This window comes from Stenotrophomonas sp. TWI1409 (assembly GCF_039673015.1).
Taxonomy (GTDB): domain Bacteria; phylum Pseudomonadota; class Gammaproteobacteria; order Xanthomonadales; family Xanthomonadaceae; genus Stenotrophomonas; species Stenotrophomonas maltophilia_A.
Genome location: NZ_JBDJKU010000013.1, coordinates 45226 through 66233 on the forward strand (window position 1 = coordinate 45226; position 21008 = coordinate 66233).

The 21008-nt window shown below is 63.0% G+C and carries 17 protein-coding genes, 1 tRNA gene and 1 pseudogene; 13 read left to right on the top strand and 6 right to left on the bottom strand.

Going from position 1 to position 21008, the window contains the following annotated elements; translation table 11 throughout:
- Positions 1 to 4 precede the first annotated feature (4 nt).
- Together fdxH and ABE423_RS06490 are read left to right on the top strand one after the other, a co-directional pair.
- Entirely contained in the window at positions 5 to 922 is a 918-nt protein-coding gene (gene fdxH, locus ABE423_RS06485) for a formate dehydrogenase subunit beta (protein ID WP_012481154.1), read from the top strand.
- On the top strand, positions 919 to 1566 hold the full coding sequence (locus ABE423_RS06490) for a formate dehydrogenase subunit gamma (RefSeq protein WP_032127833.1): 648 nt from the start codon (positions 919 to 921) through the stop codon (positions 1564 to 1566). The genes fdxH and ABE423_RS06490 overlap by 4 nt, the downstream gene beginning before the upstream one ends.
- Positions 1567 to 1615: 49 nt before the next feature.
- On the opposite strand, the gene ABE423_RS06495 is transcribed toward ABE423_RS06490, so the two are convergent.
- Positions 1616 to 1855 carry a hypothetical protein gene (locus tag ABE423_RS06495; RefSeq protein ID WP_185749956.1) on the bottom strand — a complete coding sequence of 80 codons (240 nt, stop codon included), beginning with the start codon at positions 1853 to 1855 and terminating at the stop codon, positions 1616 to 1618.
- Between ABE423_RS06495 and fdhE the strand changes: the two genes are divergently transcribed.
- From fdhE to ABE423_RS06535, 8 genes are all read left to right on the top strand, one after another.
- Positions 1854 to 2837, top strand: coding sequence for a formate dehydrogenase accessory protein FdhE (gene fdhE / locus ABE423_RS06500; protein WP_346485433.1), 984 nt, complete (start codon positions 1854 to 1856; stop codon positions 2835 to 2837). The two genes, ABE423_RS06495 and fdhE, sit on opposite strands and share 2 nt — an antisense overlap.
- A gap of 4 nt (positions 2838 to 2841) precedes the next feature.
- Entirely contained in the window at positions 2842 to 4266 is a 1425-nt protein-coding gene (selA, locus tag ABE423_RS06505) for an L-seryl-tRNA(Sec) selenium transferase (RefSeq protein ID WP_346485435.1), read from the top strand.
- On the top strand, positions 4263 to 6194 hold the full coding sequence (gene selB, locus ABE423_RS06510) for a selenocysteine-specific translation elongation factor (protein ID WP_346485437.1): 1932 nt from the start codon (positions 4263 to 4265) through the stop codon (positions 6192 to 6194). Before selA ends, selB begins: the two co-directional genes overlap by 4 nt.
- Positions 6195 to 6218: 24 nt before the next feature.
- Positions 6219 to 6314, top strand: a tRNA-Sec gene (locus ABE423_RS06515).
- Positions 6315 to 6340: 26 nt separating this feature from the next.
- On the top strand, positions 6341 to 7420 hold the full coding sequence (gene selD / locus ABE423_RS06520) for a selenide, water dikinase SelD (protein ID WP_346485439.1): 1080 nt from the start codon (positions 6341 to 6343) through the stop codon (positions 7418 to 7420).
- A 70-nt stretch (positions 7421 to 7490) separates the two neighbouring features.
- Positions 7491 to 7982: a helix-turn-helix domain-containing protein gene (locus tag ABE423_RS06525; RefSeq protein WP_049400724.1), complete on the top strand. Its 492-nt coding sequence runs from the start codon at positions 7491 to 7493 to the stop codon at positions 7980 to 7982.
- On the top strand, positions 7979 to 8248 hold the full coding sequence (locus tag ABE423_RS06530; protein ID WP_346485442.1) for a nucleotidyl transferase AbiEii/AbiGii toxin family protein: 270 nt from the start codon (positions 7979 to 7981) through the stop codon (positions 8246 to 8248). The genes ABE423_RS06525 and ABE423_RS06530 overlap by 4 nt, the downstream gene beginning before the upstream one ends.
- Entirely contained in the window at positions 8249 to 8632 is a 384-nt protein-coding gene (locus ABE423_RS06535) for a nucleotidyl transferase AbiEii/AbiGii toxin family protein (RefSeq protein WP_346485444.1), read from the top strand.
- A gap of 76 nt (positions 8633 to 8708) precedes the next feature.
- Here the strand turns inward: ABE423_RS06535 and ABE423_RS06540 are convergent, their stop codons facing one another.
- The gene (locus ABE423_RS06540) at positions 8709 to 9035 is read right to left on the bottom strand and encodes a DUF1629 domain-containing protein (protein WP_346485446.1); all 327 of its coding nucleotides are present in this window, start codon (positions 9033 to 9035) and stop codon (positions 8709 to 8711) included.
- A gap of 23 nt (positions 9036 to 9058) precedes the next feature.
- Positions 9059 to 9577 (bottom strand): annotated as a pseudogene (locus ABE423_RS06545) (DUF1629 domain-containing protein); the annotation flags it as partial.
- Positions 9578 to 9937: 360 nt separating this feature from the next.
- Between ABE423_RS06545 and ABE423_RS06550 the strand changes: the two are divergent.
- Both ABE423_RS06550 and ABE423_RS06555 read left to right on the top strand, forming a co-directional pair.
- A complete protein-coding gene (locus tag ABE423_RS06550) occupies positions 9938 to 13681 on the top strand; it encodes a hypothetical protein (RefSeq protein WP_346485448.1) in 3744 nt (1247 codons plus the stop codon).
- Positions 13682 to 13866: 185 nt separating this feature from the next.
- Positions 13867 to 14664, top strand: a complete 798-nt coding sequence (locus tag ABE423_RS06555; protein ID WP_346485450.1) for a hypothetical protein — start codon at positions 13867 to 13869, stop codon at positions 14662 to 14664.
- Between the two features lie 613 nt (positions 14665 to 15277).
- On the opposite strand, the gene ABE423_RS06560 is transcribed toward ABE423_RS06555, so the two are convergent.
- On the bottom strand, positions 15278 to 15967 hold the full coding sequence (locus ABE423_RS06560) for a hypothetical protein (RefSeq protein WP_346485451.1): 690 nt from the start codon (positions 15965 to 15967) through the stop codon (positions 15278 to 15280).
- On the bottom strand, positions 15967 to 16980 hold the full coding sequence (locus ABE423_RS06565) for a hypothetical protein (RefSeq protein WP_346485453.1): 1014 nt from the start codon (positions 16978 to 16980) through the stop codon (positions 15967 to 15969). The genes ABE423_RS06560 and ABE423_RS06565 overlap by 1 nt, the downstream gene beginning before the upstream one ends.
- A gap of 518 nt (positions 16981 to 17498) precedes the next feature.
- On the opposite strand from ABE423_RS06565, the gene ABE423_RS06570 reads away from it, so the two are divergent.
- The gene (locus ABE423_RS06570; protein ID WP_346485455.1) at positions 17499 to 20468 is read left to right on the top strand and encodes a TrlF family AAA-like ATPase; all 2970 of its coding nucleotides are present in this window, start codon (positions 17499 to 17501) and stop codon (positions 20466 to 20468) included.
- 223 nt (positions 20469 to 20691) lie between these two features.
- On the opposite strand, the gene ABE423_RS06575 is transcribed toward ABE423_RS06570, so the two are convergent.
- Complete coding sequence (locus ABE423_RS06575; protein WP_346485457.1) at positions 20692 to 20931, bottom strand: hypothetical protein; 240 nt, start codon at positions 20929 to 20931, stop codon at positions 20692 to 20694.
- Positions 20932 to 21008: the final 77 nt, after the last annotated feature.

Genomic DNA, 21008 nt, shown 5'->3' on the forward strand with positions numbered 1-21008 from the left:
CGCCATGTCACTGCAATCCCTGGACATCATCCGCCGCTCGGCCACCACCACGCCTTCGCCGGAGGCGCGTGGCGCGCATACCGGCCAGGTCGCCAAGCTGATCGATGTGAGCAAGTGCATCGGCTGCAAGGCCTGCCAGGTCGCCTGCATGGAGTGGAATGATCTGCGCGACGAGGTCGGCAGCTGCGTTGGCAGCTACGACAACCCGCCCGACCTGAGCGAACAGTCGTGGACGGTGATGAAGTTCCGCGAGTACGAGGACGAGAAGGGCAAGCTGGAGTGGCTGATCCGCAAGGAAGGCTGCATGCACTGCAGCGATCCGGGCTGCCTGAAGGCCTGCCCGTCGCCGGGCGCGATCATCCAGTACGCCAACGGCATCGTCGACTTCCAGGAAGAGAACTGCATCGGCTGCGGCTACTGCGTGACCGGTTGCCCGTTCGACGTACCGCGCATCTCCAAGAAGGACCACAAGGCCTACAAGTGCACGCTGTGTTCGGACCGGGTGGCGGTGGGCCAGGAACCGGCCTGCGTGAAGACCTGCCCGACCGGTGCGATCACCTTCGGCAGCAAGCAGGCGATGACCGAGCACGCGGCGGGACGCGTGGAAGACCTGAAATCGCGCGGCTACGAGAACGCCGGCCTGTACGACCCGCAGGGTGTGGGCGGCACCCATGTGATGTACGTGCTGCAGCACGTGGACAAGCCGGAACTGTATGCCGACCTGCCGAAGGACCCGCGCATCAGCCCGATGGTGGAGGTGTGGAAGGGCGTGGCCAAGCCGCTGGGCGTGCTGGCGATTGCCGCTACCGCCTTCGCCGGCTTCCTGCATTACATCGGCATCGGCCGCAACACGGTCAATGACGAGGAAGAAGAGGAAGCCGAGCACGAGGCGAAGAAGATCGAAGAGGAGCAGCGGCCATGAAGTACGCCCCGCACCCGCGGCAGATCATCCGCTACCGCGCGCCGACCCGCATCAATCACTGGATTGTGGCGATCTGCTTCGTGTTGACCGCGCTGTCCGGGCTGGCGTTGTTCCACCCTGCCCTGTTCCCGCTGACCCAGTTGTTTGGCGGTGGGCCATGGACGCGCATCCTGCACCCGTTCATCGGCCTGGCCATGGTCGTCGGCTTTGCGCTGCTGGCGTTCCGCATGTGGCGCGACAATCTGCCGACCGCCGACGATGGCAAGTGGATGCGCGGCATGCGCGATGTACTGCGCAACGAGGACGAGAAGCTGCCACCGGTGGGTCGCTTCAATGCCGGCCAGAAGCTGCTGTTCTGGGCCATCATTGGATGCCTTTCGGCGCTGCTGCTGACCGGCTTCGTGATCTGGCGGCAGTACTTCAGCCACTTCTTCCCGATCGGGGTGATCCGCTTCTCGGTGCTGGCCCATGCGCTGTTCGGCTGGGTGCTGGTGTGCGCGATCGTGGTGCACATCTATGCAGCGATCTGGATCAAGGGCTCGGTGCGGGCGATGACCCAGGGCAAGGTGACCTACGGGTGGGCGTACAAGCATCACCGGCAGTGGTTCCGGGACATCCTGCGCGGACGGCGGGAAGAGGGGTAGCGGCAGGGCCTGCGGCCCTGCACCCGCTGGATCAACGTCAACATCAACGTCAAGAGCGGGTTTCCTGAGGGATGGCGCGGTGGGTCCGGTCCCCCTCGACAGGTCCCCGGTGCTTTTGGTGGGTGTCGACCTTGGTCGACACGATGAACACGGCAATGATCGAAACCGGCTTTTTTGTAGAGTCGAGCCATGCTCGACTGCTTTGCTCGACTGCTTTGCCTGGAACACGCTGGACGCCAGCGTCGACAACGGCGAGGATGGAGCCTGGTTCTTCTGGCTGGCCCTGCATGGCGCAACGCATCCTTGAACCCGGTGAGATCGAGACGCTGGCCTCGCGCGATGTTCCGCGCATCATCCTGCCCGATACCGCGTCGCTGTTTGCCGGACGTGCGGACCGCCTGCGCAGTCTGGCTGCACACAGTGCCATCGGTGGTTACCTGCAGCTGCTGGCGGCGTTGGCCGATGCGCAGCAGGCGCTGCTGGATGAGCTGACACCGCAGCAGCGCGAAGCTCTGCAGTCGCAGGCGCGTGCACAGCAGTCGAGTGCGGCGGCCGGCGCCGGGATGCCGTTGCGGCCGGCCAACACACTTCAGCTGGATGGCTGTTGGCGCGGCTGGCTGCGCACGCTATGCCAGCACTGCGCTGAAGAAGCCGGCCTGCCGGCGGAAACCCGCCAGGAACTGCAGCGCGTTGCTGCTGCCGATGACGGGTGGCTGGATGCGCAGGCGCATGCGGTACTGGAGCGTGATGACGCGCCGTCGGTGGATGCGGTGGCTGCGCTGCTGGTGATGAACGCGCTGCAGGTCTACTGGGCAGTGCTGGCGGACAGCTTCCGCCCCACCGAGCTGAAGCCGCTGGCCGATGCACCGGGGCTGTGCCCGCTGTGCGGCACCCTGCCGGTGGTCAGCGTGGTGCAGGCGCGGCCGCCCTATGCCTCCTACCGCTACCTGTCGTGCTCGCTGTGTGCCTGCCAGTGGCACTACGTACGCGTGCAGTGCAGCCAGTGTGGTGCCGCCGGCAAGGACATCGCCTATCGCGCCCTGGCCGATGTGGACGGCGACAGCGGCGAGGCGGTGCGCGAGAGCGCGGTCCGTGCCGAGACCTGCGACCACTGCCACAGCTACCGCAAGATCCTGTATCTGGAGAAAGACCCGTCGCTGGAGCCGGTGGCCGACGACCTCGGCACGCTGGCGCTGGACCTGCTGCTGGGCGAGGAAGGGTATGCGCGCGCCAGCCAGAATCCGCTGCTGTGGCAATCCGACGGCGAGTGAGGCGATGACAGCCACGCCCCCCACCCCGGCATCGGCCGCTGCCCTGCCCTCGCTGGACCGGTTGCTGCATCTGCCTGCCTTGGCAGCACTGATCGAGGGCCACGGCCGCAGCCGTATCACCCAGCTGCTGCGTTCGCACCTGCAGGTGCTGCGCGACCGTATCAGCGCCGGCCAGCTCTCGGCCACGCAGCTGCAGGAAGCGGTTGACGGCCCGGCGCTGGTGGCAGCAGTCGAGGCCGCACTGGCCGCTGACGCACGGCAGGATCTGCAGCCGATGTTCAATCTGACCGGCACCGTGCTGCACACCAATCTCGGCCGCGCCTTGCTGCCGGATGCCGCCGTGCACGCGGTCACCCGCGCGATGACCGCGCCGGTGGATCTTGAATTCGACATCAGCCGCGGCCGTCGCGGCGACCGCGATGCACGGGTGCAGGCATTGATCTGCGAACTGACCGGCGCTGAAGCCGCCACTGTGGTCAACAACAATGCCGCGGCGGTCCTGCTGCTGCTCAACAGCCTGGCCAACCGGCGCGACGTGGTGGTGTCACGCGGCGAGCTGGTGGAGATCGGTGGCGCCTTCCGCATTCCCGACGTGATGCGCAGTGCCGGTGCGCGGCTTCTGGAAGTCGGCACCACCAACCGCACCCACCCCGCCGACTTCGCCAATGCCATCGGCGCGCGCACCGCGCTGCTGATGGAGGTGCACGCCAGCAACTACGCGATCACCGGCTTCACCGCCAAGGTCGACACCGCAGCGATGGCCGCGATCGCGCACGAGCACGGCCTGCCGCTGGTGGTGGACCTGGGCAGTGGCAGCCTGTGCGATCTGGCGGCCTTCGGCCTGCCGCACGAGCCCACCGTGCAGGAAACGCTGGCGGCCGGCGCCGACCTGGTGTCGTTCAGTGGCGACAAGCTGCTGGGCGGGCCCCAGGCCGGCATCATCGCCGGTCGCGCCGACCTGATTGCACGGATCAACCGCAACCCGCTGAAGCGGGCACTGCGCATGGACAAGATGGGCCTGGCTGCACTGGAAGCGGTGCTGGCCCTGTACCGCGAACCGGAGCTGCTGGCACAGCGGCTGCCGACCCTGCGCACCCTGTCACGTACGCAGGAGGACATCGATGTGCAGGCCCAGCGCCTGCTGCAGCCGATGCGTTCCGCGCTGGCGGCCGACTACGGTCTTGAACCGGCTTCGATGCACAGCCAGATCGGCAGCGGTGCACAGCCACAGGCGCAGCTCTGCAGTGCCGGCCTACGCATCACGACTGCGCGCCGTGGCGGACTGAATCGCCTGGCCAAGCGCCTGCGTCAGCTGCCGCGACCCGTGCTGGGCCGCATTGCCGATGACGCGCTGTGGCTGGACCTGCGCTGCCTGGAACCGGCCGACGAAGCCGACTTCCTCGCCCAGTGGAGCACGCTGCAGGCATGATCGTCGGCACCGCCGGGCATATCGACCATGGCAAAACAAGCCTGGTACGCGCACTGACCGGCATCGAAACCGATCGCCTGCAGGAAGAGCGTACGCGTGGTATTTCCATCGAACTGGGCTACGCCTATGTCCCGGTGGAAAGCGGGGACGTCGAAGGCCCGGCCGCGACCCTGGGTTTCGTTGACGTGCCGGGCCATGAGCGCTTCGTGCACACGATGGTGGCCGGCGCCACGGGTATCGACGTCGCCCTGCTGGTCATCGCTGCCGACGACGGCGTGATGCCACAGACCCGCGAGCATCTGGCCATCCTGCAGCTGCTGGGCGTGGATCGCGGCGCGGTGGCCCTGACCAAGATCGACCGTGTGGATGCGGCGCGCCTCGCCCGGGTCGAGATCGAGATTGCCGCGCTGCTGGCCGCGACACCGCTGCAGGATTCTCCTCTGTTCGCCTGCAACAGCACCGCAGCCGACGATGCCGGCATCAGCGCACTGCGTACCCAGCTGCACGCGTGGGCGGCGGACGACGCCAGCACGCGCCAGGCCGAACTGGGCAGCGAGCTGTTCCGCATGCCGGTGGACCGCGTGTTCTCGCTGGCCGGCCACGGCACGCTGGTGACCGGCGCGGTACATGGCGGCATCGCCGCGGTGGGTGAGCATCTGCAGCTGATGCCGGCCGCCACCGACGTGCGCGTGCGCAGCATCCATGCGCAGAACCAGGCCAGCGAGCACGCGATGGCTGGGCAACGCTGCGCGTTGAACCTGGCCGCCATCGCCCGTGACGAGATTCATCGTGGCGACTGGATTGCCGATCCACGCGCGCTGCTGGCCACTACCCGCGTCGACGTGCGCCTGCGACTTTCCGCACTGGCGCCGCCACTGCGCGACTGGTCACCGCTGCACATCCATTGGGGCACGATGCACCGGCAGGCCCATGTGGTGCTGCTGGAAGACCACGACCACGGCGATGGTCAGTTGGTGCAGCTGGTGTTCGATGCACCGGTCTGCGCGATGTGTGGCGATCGTTTCATCGCCCGAGATTCAGCGGCCACCCGCACGCTGGGCGGTGGCGTCGTGCTCGATCCGGATCCTCCGCAGCGGCGTCGGCGCAGTCCTGCACGACTGGCCTGGCTGGAGGCACTGGAGCAGCTGGCGGCCGGTGCCGGTGTTGTCCCTCTGCTGCAGCAGGCACCTGCCGGCATTCCCCTCACCGCGCTGCAACGCTATTGCCGACGCGCCGCCGACCGCATCGACCTGCCCGAGGACGCGCGACGCATCGCGACCCGCGATGACACGGTGATCATCTTCGCTTCGCACTGGCAGGCGCTGCGCGAGCAGGTAATCACCTCGCTGCGTGGATGGCATGAGCGACGCCCCGACGAACCCGGTGTCGACAGCGGCCGCCTGCAGCGCAGCACCCTGCCCGCGCTTGCAGCGAGCCTCTGGAATGCGCTGCTGCAGGACCTGCTGGACGACGGCAGCGTGCAACGCGTGGGTGCCTGGTGGCGCCTGCCCGGGCATGACCATGCGCCACCGGAACGCGAGCGTCTGCTGCTGGAACGCGTGCTGCCGCAACTGCACGCCGGTCGCTTCGATCCGCCGTGGGTGCGCACCCTTGCTGCCGAGATCGGCCTGGCCGAAGACGAAGTCCGCGCCGCCCTGCGCCGCGCCGCCGCACGTGGTGAACTGTTCCAGGTGGTACCGGACTTGTTTTATTCACCCGCGCGCATTGCGGAACTCGCTGCTATCGTCGCGCAGCTGTCACAGGCCAGCGGCACGGTGGATGCGGCGGCGTTCCGCGATGCCATCGGCCTGGGCCGCAAACGCAGCATCCAGATCTTGGAGTTCTTCAATCGCGTTGGCTACACTCGACGCGTCGGTGACCAGCATCGGCCGCGCGGCGACCTGCAGTGGAACGCAGCCCGCGACTGAGCCCACCGGTACCACCGTACTTTCGGAAGGCATGCGCATCCGGGCATGCGGCTGGGCTTCAAACCCAGTAGGGGGCGTCGATCGTTCCCTGGTAGGTTCGACTCCTGCTGCCTTCCGCCATTCGCGTTCCCGCAGGAGATGTCGGCATGGCCACGCACGCGCAGTCCCCCGCTCCTTCAACGGCCGATGCCCCGCAACGACTGACGTCTCTCGCGCATGGCGGTGGCTGCGGCTGCAAGATCGCGCCGGGCGTGCTGACCGAACTGCTGCGTGGCGTTCCAGCGCTTCCCGCACCGGCTGAGCTGCTGGTCGGCCGCGAGACCAGCGACGACGCCGCGGTGTACCGCCTCGATGACCGGCAGGCGATCGTCGCCACCACCGATTTCTTCATGCCGATTGTCGACGACCCGTTCGACTTCGGCCGCATCGCCGCCACCAATGCGCTGTCGGACCTGTACGCGATGGGCGCGCGGCCACTGTTCGCGCTGGCCATCGTCGGCATGCCGATCAACAGCCTGCCGCAGGACACCATCCGCGGCATCCTGCAGGGTGGCGAACGCGCCTGCGCCGATGCTGGCATCGTGGTCGCTGGTGGCCACAGCATCGATTCGATGGAACCCATCTACGGCCTGGCCGCGATCGGCGTGCTCGATCCGCAGCGGCTCAAGCGCAATGCCGATGCCCGCGCCGGCGATGTGCTGGTGCTGGGCAAGCCGTTGGGCGTGGGCGTGTATTCGTCAGCACTGAAGAAGGAAGTGCTGGATGCCGAGGGCTACCGGCAGATGATCGAGTCGACCACCCGCCTGAACGCCGTGGGCGTACCGCTGGCCGCGCTGGACGGTGTGCATGCCATGACCGACGTCACCGGCTTCGGCCTGCTCGGCCACCTGCTGGAAGTGTGCCGCGCCAGTGGCGTGGCCGCCGAGGTGGATAGTGCACAGGTGCCGCTGCTGCCGCAGACCCTGGACCTGCTGCAACGTGGCTGCGTGACCGGCGCCTCCAACCGCAACTGGGCCTCGTACGGCGCCGAGGTGCGCTTCGCCGAGGGCTTGGCCGCCCACTGGCAGCCACTGCTGACCGACCCGCAGACCAGCGGCGGCCTGCTGGTGTCCTGTGCGCCGGAAGCGGTGGATGCGGTGCTGGCCTGTTTCCACGACGCGGGGTTCGGCCAGGCGGCCGTGCTGGGGCGCTTGGGCGAGGGAACGCCGGGCGTCAGGGTGGTTTGAGACGTGAAGGTTTGCCAACACGTCGCTCCCGGATACTTGATTTATGTCCAAAATATTGGACACTCATACCATGAACCTGATCGACATCGGCAAGGCGGTTCGTGCCCGCCGTGAGGAACTTGGCCTGTCGCAAGGCCAACTGGCTCATCTCAGCGGTCTTTCCCGGCAGACCGTGGTCGGCCTGGAAGGGGGCACCCTGAGCGACCTGGGCGTCAATCGTGTCGGCCAGTTGTTGTCCGTGCTCGGCCTGGATGTTCCGGCACCCACCACCGAAAACCGGCAGCGCAAACAAGGCCTGAAAATGGCCGCACGAACTGCGAACGTGAGCTACGCGAGCGAACTGACGGCTGGCGAGTTGGCCCGCGTGCTGGTCAGCGGGGAAGTTCCTGCCACCTACGCAGCGCAGATGGCGCACCTACTGGATGAAGCCCCTCCCTCCATGATGGTGATGGCAGTCGAGGAAGCTGCAATCGGCGCGCAGCTGCCGCCACGGCGCATCTGGCGCAACGTGGCGAAGATGGCCAACACACTTTCTGCCCATCGCAAGGACCTGTGGTTGTGAACCGCAAACTGCCGGCCGGCGCCTGGCAGGCGCTGCTGCCTCGGGCGCTTGTCCTCATCGGGGAGATCCGGCGCCACGGCGGCATCATCGATCCGTTCTGGACGTTGGGCGGCGGAACGGTACTGATGTTTCGACATCGGCATCGGCTCAGCAAGGATATCGACATCTTCGTGCCGAATCCTCAGTACCTGGGGTTCGTTACTCCCCGCTTGAGCGATGTGGCCGCGAGCCTTACCGGCGACTACAGCGAAGATCCCAGCGCCTGAGTGAAGCTGCAGTTCGAGGAAGGCGAGGTGGATTTCGTCGCGGCCCCCAATCTTCTCGATGATGCCTGGGAGGAATGGACGATCGATGGGCAGCGCATACGGGTGGAAACGTCGGCGGAAATCATCGCCAAGAAAATGTTCCATCGCGGGCATCGAACAACGGCCCGAGACCTGTTCGATCTTGCGCTGGTCATCGAACGCGAGCCGGACGCGCTGGCGGCCGCCGCAGACGCACTGGTCCGCCATCGATCAACGTTTCTTGATCAGATCCGCAATCCCCATCCGACATTGAAGATTGCGTTCAAGGCCATCGACACGCTGGACTACACGCCAGACTTCGACCACTGCGTCGCGATAGCTGCGGACTACCTGGAAGGACTGTGATCCTGCCCTACCCGCATGCTGCCACAGTCCCTACAGCATGCTCCAGCCAGGTAGGTCCGCGGCACGCGTCACGCCCTTACAGATCGGTCGCATCAAGAAAGCTCACGCCGTCACGCCCCTGCTCCACATCGATGCCGGCGGCCGCGATCGCCTCACGCAGCATCCCGTCGCAGAACGCGAAATAGGAGTGCGGGGTCAAGAACAGATGCGCACCAGCCAGGGCCTCGGGACGGAAGACCAAACGGCTGCCACCGACCACGTCATAGAACCGGCCGCTGGGGAAGTCCGGACCGTTCTCAATCGAGACCGTGGAGGCCTGTTCATCCAGCGCATCGCGCTCCTGCACCACGTCGCAGAGGAAATAGCGGGGCCCCGGTGAGCCATCGACCAGACGTAGTCGCACTCGACAAAGGCGCACGCCAGCTGGTCCACCGAGAGTATCGCCAACCGCAGTCGCTCGGACACCAGCCAGTAGCCTGAGAAGCCACCCTCCAGATCACGCGGAGGATCGCCGGCTTCCGGGTTGAACACCAGGCGCGCCATTTCGCGCAGATGCGGAAAGCCGCCGCCGCGGGGCCGAAGGCTCGGGTGATCGGGGGATAGCAGTCGCTCAAGGTTCTCGAACTCCACTCCCCGCCAGCGCCCTTGACGCTCCACCTTTACGTGGAACAGGAAGTACTCCCCAACATGAGGGCAACGCTTGAGGTTCGATTCCATACGAGCGTTCCTTTCCCTTGCGCGTCGACCTGGCCCATGCGTGCTCTGCAAGAACCTGATGAAAATTGTGCCTCTGAACGAAGGTGATGGAGCGACAGGATGAAACGTCACATTCGATTGCAGGTATCGCTTGATCAGAATGACGACGGGAATACAGACATGCCAGACCCAATTGGAGGTCCGTCGTGGCTGCCTCAACGCACTCAAGCAGGCCCCGGCTACCCTCATCACCCGCTGCCCGCCCAGCGAACGGGCGTGCCTCTCGATACTCTGCTGCCGAGCATCTCCAGTTCTCGCGCGGGCGATAGTGACTCGGTCTATACCGGAGCATCGAACCAGGCACTCCGGTCACTGGCCAGGCAAATGGGACAGATACGCAACCAAAGCAATCCGGGCCCTTAGAATGGTGCCCTGCTCCTTCGACGTTTTCGCGGTATACAAGGCAGGATCAAGCCGCTTCGGCCCCAGCCAACGGCATGAGACGTTCAGGAAGACGTACAGAGCCCCAAGGGCCATCGCAAAGGAAGATGTGACGTGTCGACAAGAGCTGGCTCTCATGCAGGACGAGGATTCCGATACCAGGACGCGGTGGCGGTGTACTTCTGCGCCCAGGAAATTTCGGGGCACGCCCACCATGGCTCGGTGTTCCCCGAAGGGGGAGACGATCTCGAGTTAAGATCTCTCGCCGCCAGAACGCTGGTCCAAGTCAAGTCACGCCGTGACCACCTCGGCCCATTTTCACCGCGGACCGTGGCCTCTTTCATCAGAAAGATGTGGGATGCCCAGGACCTCGGGGCCGATGACCGCTTTCTACTGGTGCTCGAAAGTGACGTCGGCAAAAATCGTAGCCCGGAGGACAACCTTCTCGACTTGTCCTCGTATCATGCCGTCGTCGCGGAGCTGAAAAGGCGCAGCGCACCGGACGCCATGATTGCAAGAACCAAGGTACTCGTCCTGCCAAATCCGCGCTCCGGCGCGATAGATCTCATCGCAGCTACACAGGGCTGCACACTCCTTGAGGCCGAAATCTTCTTCTCGGATCTCATCGGCTTGGTTGGGCGAGTGTCCGATGACAATGGTCTGCGCTCAGGTGGTGAGTTCCTCGGCATTTCCATCTCCGACGTTCAGTATCGCTTCGTTGCGTTGCAGCCAATGTTGACATCACTCGTCGTCGAGGAGGCACTCACACTTGGCTACTGTGATGCAGTCGATTTCCTGTCTCAGGATGCGGACCCTCTGTTCTATCTGGGCGTGGACGTGCAGGCATCGCATGTAGCAGCCGGCCTCGTGGTGGAGCGCCCTGAACTCCGTGCTACCGTTCTCTCTGGCTTGGAGTCCAAGCGAAACGCTCTTATTTACGGCGCCTCAGGATCGGGGAAGTCTGCGCTGTTGTGGGAAGCGGCGCATGCGAGTCGCCACTCGGTTCGCTGGTTCCTGATCCGCAGCCTTTCGCCATCCGCCGTTCCCTCGCTGGTCCAACTGGCCCGCTCCCGCCGTGCCTCTCCTGAAGCGCCGGTGGGCTTCATCATCGATGACGTCGGCCGCGGTTTCTCGGACGGGTGGGGTGCACTAGCCACAGAGGTGGATCGGAATCCTGGACTTCTGCTCTTAGCTTCAGTGCGAGAAGAAGACCGATATCCCCTGACGGAAGCGCGCCGCGCCTTGCAGATCGAAGTCGTGGGCGACGAAACGCTCGCCGAACGTGTCTGGCGGGAGCTCCGGGAACGGGGACAAACCGCCTGGAAGGGATGGAAGGAGCCATGGAACCTTGCCGCGGGGCATCTGCTCGAGTACATCCACGCCCTCACCCAAGGGCAACGATTGAGCGAAACCCTTCACGCGCAAGTCGCCCAGAGAATGAACGACCCGGCGCGGCACGGTGAGCTAGACATACTGAGGCTTGTCAGTTGCGCCAACGCCGCTGGATGTGGGGCGAGCATCTCAGAGATTCCCAAGAGGCTCGGTGTTTCTCCGTCGACCGTTTCCCACGCCCTCACTCGGCTCAAGAACGAGCATCTTGCTCAGAACACCAGGGATGGGCTGGTCGTCGGGCTTCATGAAGTTCGATCGCAAGAACTGCTCCGTCTGTGCCATGAGTATCCGCCACCACTGCTCGCCGATACGGCCGCCATGGCGGCATTGCTTATTCCCGCCAACGACCTCAAGCGTTTCTTGGAACGAACCCTCTCCCGGTACGCAGAATGTGACAATAGCGTTCTTGAGTCGCTGGCACTCAGACTGGAGGAAGCCCCCAGTCCGGTACTCTTCAGTGCCATCCTGACTGGCCTGGACCTCGCCAACGCGCATCGAACTGTACGTACATGGCTGGATACGCCCGAGGCCAAGGCTGTGCCGAAGTCTCTACAGTCCGCACCCGCCGGGTTTGCGATCGCGAATGTCGAGCCGCCCGATGTCGGACCGATGGTTCCGGCCTGTCGACGCTTTACGGAGATCCGAGCGGGAGTGGCCACATCCGGCTTGACCGCCCGATTTCTGGCACGACTGGCTCCGGCGCAACTCCGGCCAATTCTTGCGGGCGCCGTTCAAACTTCTGAACTCACCGACTGCCTCTCTGCACTCCTGGGTCAAGCCATCCCGCCAGCACTCCTGTCCGAGTTCGGCCAGCTAAGTCCTCCGCTACTGACAGCCGACTTTGAGGATGTGGTGTCTTTGCTGGACGTGGCAGCACGGATCGACCGATCTCTGGCGATCGAATGGGTCAACCGTGTCGGCCAACCTTCGCTCCATCAGCGCTTCAGTGAGCACGTCTCCTGGGCCGATACCCCCTATCTGCAGACTTGCGAAGAGGGGTGGATGGTCCAGTCAAACATCTGGTATGTGGCTTCATCTGTCCAGCCAGACATTCACGACTCGGTGGTGCGGGCCTGCGATGTTCTAGTAGCTCTGACACCCATCGCCGATGTCGTCGCGAGTACAGCGCTGGGGGCGGACGGCTCTCCGATGATGCTTCCAGGAACGGACCAATTTCTGGTGAAGAAGCGCATCCCGAGGGAGGTCTTCTTCGCCCCACCGGAGGTGACTCGAAACCGTGAGTGGTTGGCCATCTTGAATGCACAGCTCGCCGTCGACAGCTATACCGCGTATCTGGCGAACTGCCTCGAGCTTGTGCAGACCCTCAACCACAGTATTAGGGCATTGCTCGACGCAAGATTCAGGGAGAAAAATAACCCTTCCGCGGCTGCCGCACTTGGCCGAATCCACATGGAGAGCTCTACCCTTGTTGCGCCTGAAGAGAGATTCGCCCCGACCCCCAAGAAGTTCTCGAGACTTCAGGGAATCCTCTCAAGCTGCTCCGTAGATCTGATCGTCCGATTTTTCAAATTGCCGGAAGATGCTCCAGCTTACTTGGGCTGGCTGAGTGACCTCATCAAGAGCATCTCATCGGCAGAGACCGACGAACCTTGGCATATCCTATCGTCGGCGCCCCCCAAGGAACTACGTGAACTGCGCTCTCTTATCGAGGGAATGCAGACGCTTTCGGGAGAGGCACACGTAAAGCGCCGCGCCCCATTCATCACGCACCGAAAATTCGCATTGCCTAGAGGGAAATCCCTTGAAGCAGCCATAAGAGCCTCCACTGCGCACCGCGAAGCGCAACTGAAAGCGCTGGAAAATGAGGTCAGGGCAAAACTCTCCCCAGGCACCGAGGGCATCGGAATCCATCTCCTTCCCGACAATACAATCCCGTCCGTTTGGCCTCCGGCAGACATTCTGATCACTCCAAAGCACGACAGTGGTGAAACGGGCATCACCCAAGAAAGCATCTCAGAGGCCCTGCATGATTTCACCGCGAACGGGCGAAAGCTCTGTCTGTTGCCGGTTCTGCGCGGGCTGGGGCTGACAAATCTTGCAAGTTCCGGCTACTCCGCCCTGCTTCCTGTCCCCAGTGAGGACGCTCAGCTTTGGTGCCGTCAGGCCGGAGTGGGAATATCCCCGCTTCCCACCGTCGGTGCCTTCACACGGATCACACGCTGCTTAGAGGAACTCCAAGGCATCGACGCGTACTTCGAGCGAAAGTCACAAAGAACACGTCAGGAAGAAAGTACTCATCGAACGGTCCTAGAGACGTTGGAAGAAGCCAGACATCAGTGGCAAGCACTCGAGGTCCCCGATGAACTTAGGGCCGATGGAGAGGCATTGATTAACGCGTCGATCAGCGGCGACCTGTGGCTGGCAGCCGGCGCTTTGGAAGTTCTTCGAGGAAACGAAAGTTCTGCGATGGCAACCCTCAGCCGTCTTCTAATCGATCTGACCATCTTTGATTCTCTGAATGCTGAACTTCCTTCCGAATCCGGCATCGACATCCACTAAGGCCCTCTTCGAAGGCGCTGCCGTAACTACTTTCCATAAGAAAGCCGATCTTCTTTTCCATTTGATAGCATTCACAGGAAGGAAGCTCCATGCCAGCCTCCACACCTCTGCGACATCTTAGGGCGTAGGTCAACTCACTCTCCCTCACGAATATTCCCATTCGCACGAATCGCGCCCTGACAATCATGGAAAATGCCACGGAAAAGGCTGCAATCGACCTGGTACGCCGGACGCTGATCGGATTTATTGCGTATGCGCTTCCGCTCGTCGCCATCGCCGCACCGATCCTTTACTTTGCCGGCCGTGTCTATTGGGACGCCTACTGGCGTGCCCTGGATGTCCCTGCCGGCCTAATGAAACGTGCATCGGAGGACTACACCTACGATGGCTTCATCCTGCTGCTCAAGCAGGTAGTGGACCTTTTCTCCTGGCTCCCACTGGGGCCGATAAGCATTTGGATCGGGCTGATTCTCCTTGCCGTGCTGGGCCTCTTCGTTTGGCGGCTTCTGAATAGCGCAGGCCGCTGGATCCGTAAGCAGGCATTGCTCAACCAACGATCGATGCGCGGAAAGACCTCTCGGCGAAAGAAGACCCTTGCTGCAAATCTCGCCTCTCTTTGGCCACTAGAGTGGGCAAATCGGAGCGCTCTGGGCCTGATGCTGCTCCTACTGGTGGTCTTGATTCTGATCGATATCGCGAACAGCGCGGGCAAGGAGGATGCTAGGCACCACCGCAATGACCTCGGTCGTTCGGGGGTAGTCAAGAGCTATGAGCGCCATACCATCGCCCACCTGCGCGACCAACCCCATGATCAAAGCGGGATAGTTCTCGGCTGTAATGAAACATGGTGTGTGCTAGCACGTCGCGGAGAAGTCATCCTCATTCCACTCGATGACATCGAGCGCCTCGACCACTGCACACGCATGTATCGCCTACCAAATCAGCAGTGGACGTGCGACCAGAATGCAGCGGTAACCCCGTAGACCCTCAAGAAAGGCGGCTTCTGTACTCTAGCTAGTACTGGGGCCGACGCTTGCTCGATGTGTACGTGACTGAGTCGGGCAAACAGCAATGGCAATCTTTCGAGAGACTCCGCTCTGGCGCATGAGCGTGGGCGCCTGTCAAAGCAGCCTGAAGACCTTGGCCTCGGACGGGGCGGACCAGTGAAAGACCGGCGGTGGTCGCAACTCACTCACCGCAAGGCGCCGAGCGCATTAGAACGCAGCTCAGCGTCCCGCCTCCCTCCCCTGTATCTCGCCACTCGCGCACCAGCGGATCAACTGCGCACATCAGTAGACCTGTGAACAGATAGACAGGTTCCGAGGTCATTCCGAACCCCTCATTTTGAGATAGCTGCCATCCAAAATTGGAATCCAAGCCATTGGCAAGCCACTGAATTGACTGGAATCCAGCCCGGCATCACTACCTTCAACCTCTTCAGTCTCGCCTTTTGCCCTCTCGGCCCTGCCCTGGCGCAATAGACAGATGGGATTTGTGAAAACTAGATTTCTTTGAAGACAAGGCCGGGAAGGCCAGCTCAGTCGACTTCTCCAAGAGCGACCGAGCCACTTCAATTCATCCCAGAAGGATGCATGGCTAGGGGTCCTCGATCGCGCTGGGCGGCAGGGTGTTGAGCGGCGTCCAATGGAAGTGGTGCTTACGCAGCGCATCCTGAATCTCCAGCATGCCGGCCGGCGTATCCAGTGCTTTGGAAGGCCCTTCTTGGACCCAGTTCAAGGCGGCGCCTGGCTCGTGGTAGGAGAGATAGACCGTGGAGTCCTCGAATTGCCGCGACTTCCAACTCAGGATGGGCATCTCGGTGACCGGCGGCGTTAGTCCCTGCAAGCAATTCAGCAGCGCGGCCGCCTCCGGGTGCGTGGACGCGTGGTCGGCCGTCGTGGTCATTGCCTTCACGGCGGCCACGGCCGGTCCATCGCCATCGGGGAACAGATGCAACAGTCCAGGGCGACTCAACGGCAGGACCCTGGCCTCTGCCCCGACCCACTTCACGCGCGAGACGACCTGCCCTTTCAGGTTGGCGGAGGGAACGACGCATCGTCCCCCGGGCTGGATGACCACGTAACGCAGCAACGCTTCCCACAACGCACCTTCCAAGCTGTCGGCGGCGTAGAGCATCGCGTGCGTGCCAGGCAAGGCAAAGCGCGCGCGGGTGTTGGGATTGGGAGAGGTCGCATCGTATTGCGCGAGATGGACCCGGTAGAGTGGTTCCGTCGGCAACGAAAACCACGTCGGCTCACGGATCAACCAGGGCTCACCGGCCGGCATCAGGCGTCCTCACCGAACTCGGCTTCCGCCGCAGCGAGCACCTTGGCTGGGTCGGTCGCCAGCACCTCCGCCGGCGTCAACCCTTTGAGCAGCGTGTGCCTGGCGAGGAACCACTCCACTTCCCCCCAACCCGTAGTCCGGCGCTGGGTGTCCAGGAACGGCCCCTGCTCGTGCAGGATTCGGAGGATCTCGTCCCAGCGAGGGACCGGCTCGCCATTGGCTTGGAACTGCCAGGTTGGGAAGCGCCAGCTGCCGCCGGGTACGTGGAGGTAAACCGCCAACAGCTTGCCGGCCCGACGCCACTTGGTCGCCAGGTGGCTGGCGTTTTCTGCCTTCGATCCCAGTCGTCGACTGACTTCGGCAGCCGTTAGCCAGTCACTGGCCAGCTCAGCGCGCCATGCGGCGGCATCCTGCTCCAGCTTCACCAGGTCACTGGAACGATCCTGGGCCGGAGCGAGGGCAACGTCAGGCACTGCGGTGGTCTGCCGAATCCGTGGAGGATCTTCCGGCGGGCGCGGTTGGGCAACCTTTTTACGAACGGACAGTTTCGGGTGGGCTTTCGGACGAACGTGCTCAATGAAGTAGTCGTGCCACATTCCCTCGAGATGGCCACGGGTGGACCCGGTCAAATCGATCAGCACCTCGCCCCTACGCGCATGGCGCAACCACCCCTCCATGGATTCGGCGAGGCTGTCGCTTTGGAGAAGCTCCGGGGCTTCTTGGCCAACAATGAGATACAGGTACGCGCGAGTAGACCTAAAGGCGTCCTCTGGGCTGCTCTGGATCACATTGAAGGCATCCGACAGCGCACGCGTCATATGCAAGAGGAACGGCTCATCCGTCGGAAGTAGCTCGTCCGGCGCGAACAGGCGCACGTGAGCCTTGCGGTGCCCCGACAAGATTAAACGCTCTTCCTTTTTCAGGTCGCCGAGGGTCAGCGTCTTGCGCTCCTGCAGCAAGGCGTTGCCGTGGGTACTGAAGTCCAAAGCGGTTAGGCGAGTCACCGTGCTCACAACGCTCTCCATCAATCAGCGGGGCAAAGGATGCGACCGGGGTAGCATCGAAGGGGTTCCGTGCAGGCCACGTCTTCGACCCTGAGCGGGCCTCTGAACGCTTCGCATCGACATGCCGCCGGCTTGGGGCCGAACTCGCGTACTGGACGGCAACGGCGACCGCTCACCACAGTTGACGGGCAAAAAACGGAAACGCCCCGGGTCGACTCCAGTCCGGCGTTGGGAAACGAATCGAGCGGGCCAAAGGGAGCATCACAGGATGGCATCCTAGGTTAAACCGGTTAAACCTACAAGAAGCCCCTGCGCCGGGCGATTTGGGGATTCAGCGGGCCGACAGCCCGCCGGCTCTTCGCCCTGCCCTGAACGCCCCCGCGCACCGATCTGCCCGTCATGAGCGAGGCAAGGGGCGGGCGGAATCCAGACGCTCCTTCCATCCGGGATCCTGCAAAAAGCGATGGATCACCTGCCGTTGCCTGAACGGCTATATTGCAGGCTCAGCCGGGGACAGAGAGTTACCGATGGAACGGGGTTCGGAATGGAGGCGCTGGGAGCCTCATGTGCATGCGCCGGGGACAGTGCTCAACGATCAATTTGGCGCAAACGCTTGGGATGAATACCTTCAACGCCTAGAAAAGGCATCCCCGACAATCCAAGCACTGGGAGTGACGGACTACTACTTGCTCGACAGCTACGAAGCCGTTTTGTCGCACCGTGCCCTCGGCCGACTACCCGGCATCGGGCTCGTCTTTCCCAACATCGAAGTCCGCCTAGACGTGGCGGCACGTACGGGCTTCGTCAACGCGCACCTGCTGGTCAACCCCACGTCTTCCAACCACCTGGAAGAGATCAAGCGCTTCATGGGGCGACTGGACTTCGCCGCCTATGGAGATCGCTTCCACTGCAACCGCGATGACCTTATTCGCCTCGGCAAATGTGCTGATGAGTCCATCGTCGACGACAACGCCGCCCTTCGCTATGGCGCTACTCAGTTCAAGGTGAGCTTTGTGGGGCTGAAGCAGGCCTACAAGGAAAGCGACTGGGCGCAAGAGAATGTGTTGATTGCAGTTGCCGGCGCCTCCGGAGATGGCACGAGCGGCCTCAACCAGGCCGCTGATACGACCATTCGGCGCGAGATTGAGAAGTTTTCTCACATCATCTTCTCGAGCAGCCCTTCGCAGCGCGAATTCTGGCTCGGGCAAAAAGCGCTTGGGAAGGAGGCGATCATTGCCACCTACGGCACCTGCAAACCCTGCCTTCATGGTAGCGACGCACACGCGCTCAATGCCGTCGGGCAGCCGGCGGGAAACCGCTACTCCTGGATCAAAGGCGCCTTGGAGTTTGATGCGCTTCGCCAAGCCTGCATCAACCCCGAAGGGCGAGCGTACGTCGGCGAAGAGCCGCCTCGTTCCGCCATGCCATCGCAGGTCATTTCTCACGTCCGCATTCAGGATACGGCGTGTTTCCAGACGTCCGAAATCCCTTTGAACAGTGGATTGGTGGCCATCGTCGGTGCCCGAGGCTCCGGCAAGACGGCACTCGCCGACATCATCGCTGCAGGATGCGATGCCATTTCGGTGGCGGGATGGGATGCCAATGAGAACGCCAGCAGCTCATTCCTCGTCCGTGCGAGGAGCTTGCTCGGTGAGGCTAAAGCGACCCTGACGTGGGGAGGTGGAGCGGAACAAACCCGCCCCCTCTCCCATCATGATTCCGAGAACGGGGTGACATTCGCCAAGGCGCGCTATCTGTCACAGCAATTCGTGGAAGAGCTTTGTTCGGCCGCGGGCGCTTCCGACGGTCTGGTCCGCGAGATCGAGCGGGTCGTGTTCCAATCCCACGCCCCGAGCCAGACAGATTTCGCCAACGACTTCAACGAACTGCGAGATCAACGGACGTTGCATCTCAAGCAGACTCGGCAGCGCGAGGAACTGGGGATCGCCCAGCTTTCCGACGCCATCAGCGTAGAGCTGGAGAAAGAGGCCTCCGTTCCGACGCTTACAACGAGCGTCCAGCAGATGGCCAAGGTCATTGCCGACTATACCGTCGACCGAAGCAGGCTCACGCTAAAAGGCACGCAGGAACAGGTTGAGCGCCATGGTGTGCTAAGCGCCGTCGCCCAAGAACTGCGAACGAAAGTGCAGACCTTCAGCAACCAGCGACGTGCATTCCTAACGCTGCAAAGTGAGGTTGATGCGACTCGAAAGACCGGGGCTCCGGAGATGTTGCGTCAGTTGCGGGCCCGTCACTTGGCCAGCGGCATGGACGATGCCCAGTGGGACGCCTTCATGTTGGTACACAAGGGAAGCGTTGATCAGAACCTACAGAGCTACATCGCATGGGCGGAGGCAGAGATCGCCAAACTAAAAGGCGTTCCGCCGCCGCCCAAGGATCCGGCGCTCGCCTACATCCCTGCCGATGCCGACCTGAGCGCTCTTCCGCTCACGGTGATCGAAGCGGAAATGGCGCGTCTTTCTGCGCTCTTCAGCGCCGACCAGCTCACGCAAAAGCAATTTGCCACGCTGACCGAACGCATCAACAAAGAGCAGACGGCGCTCACGGCATTGGAGCAAAGGCTGTCCGATGCTCAAGACGCTCCCAATCGCCGGCGTAACCTGCAGGCGGACCGCGATGCCGCCTATGAGCGCGCCTTCCAAGCCATCATTGATGAGCAAGTGGCGTTGGAAACGCTGTATGCGCCGCTATTGGCCAGACTCACCGCGTCGTCGGGGACGCTGGGGAAGCTGGGATTCTCGGTCCGGCGCATCGCTGACGTGGAGACCTGGGCCCGCGAGGCTGAGGAATCCTTGCTGGACCGACGCAAAGCGGGGCTGTTCTACGGCGTCGGCGGATTCACCAACGTGGCCAAGAGTACGTTCCTGGACGTCTGGGAGAACGGGACGGCCGCCGACGTTCGTGCCGCGATGACGACGTTCATGGCCAGCCATCTGAAGAACCTGCTGTCCCATGCGCCGTTTGCACGCGACCAGCAGGAAGAATTCCGCGCATGGTCAAAGAAGTTCGCCCGCTGGCTCTTTAGCACGGACCATCTGCGCGTACGCTACGAGATCAGCTACGACGGGGTGGACATTCGCAAGCTCTCTCCCGGCACTCGCGGAATTGTTCTCCTCCTGCTGTATCTGGCTTTGGACGAAGCCGATGATCGACCCCTCATCATCGATCAGCCAGAGGAAAACCTGGATCCGAAGTCGGTATTTGACGAGCTGGTCTCTTTGTTCGTGCTCGCCAAGTCCAACCGGCAGGTCATCATGGTGACGCACAACGCCAACCTCGTCATCAATACGGATGCGGACCAAGTCATCATCGCCAACTCCATCCACGACGGCACCGGTGGCCTTCCCAAAATCTCCTACCAGTCGGGTGGGCTCGAGTCGGCCGCCATTCGACAGGCCGTCTGCGACATCCTGGAAGGGGGTGAGTCCGCCTTCAAGGAGCGTGCCCGGCGACTGCGAGTGCGGCTCGAACGATGAAACTGCAGGCGTCCGCGGGTCTGTCCACCGTCGGATCAGACGAACTCGCCACCCTCATAAGAAGACACCGAAGGTCATCATCGAAGAACTGGGGACACCTACGAACAAACATCTCGTTGCAGGACTTATGCGCAGCGTTATCGAAGCGACAAGTTCATGAGGGGTGACCGCACTAGGTCAACATCATGAGGCCGGCCAGGATCTTCCCGGCGTCCGGGTGCCATCAGCGGCGTTGTGCGGGAGGGAGACTGATCAGTTCATGCAGGGGCAGCCAGCGGGAGCGGCCCCGCTCCCGGCCGCCGGTATCGCGCAAGCCAAAGTTGGCGGCCGGATTGCTGGTGGCCCAGCCCAGGACCAGCGCGTGCTTGAACAGGAGTACCAGATAGCGCAGCAGGTCGTTGGCCACGGTGGACACCCCGCGCGCCACGGTGGCCACCAGCAGGCGATCCACGTCCAGCGGCACGACGCCCCGAGCTCGGGTGATGCCCAGCGCGGGGGTAGAGGGGCACTCCCCAGCACAGTCCGGATGCGATCGGGATG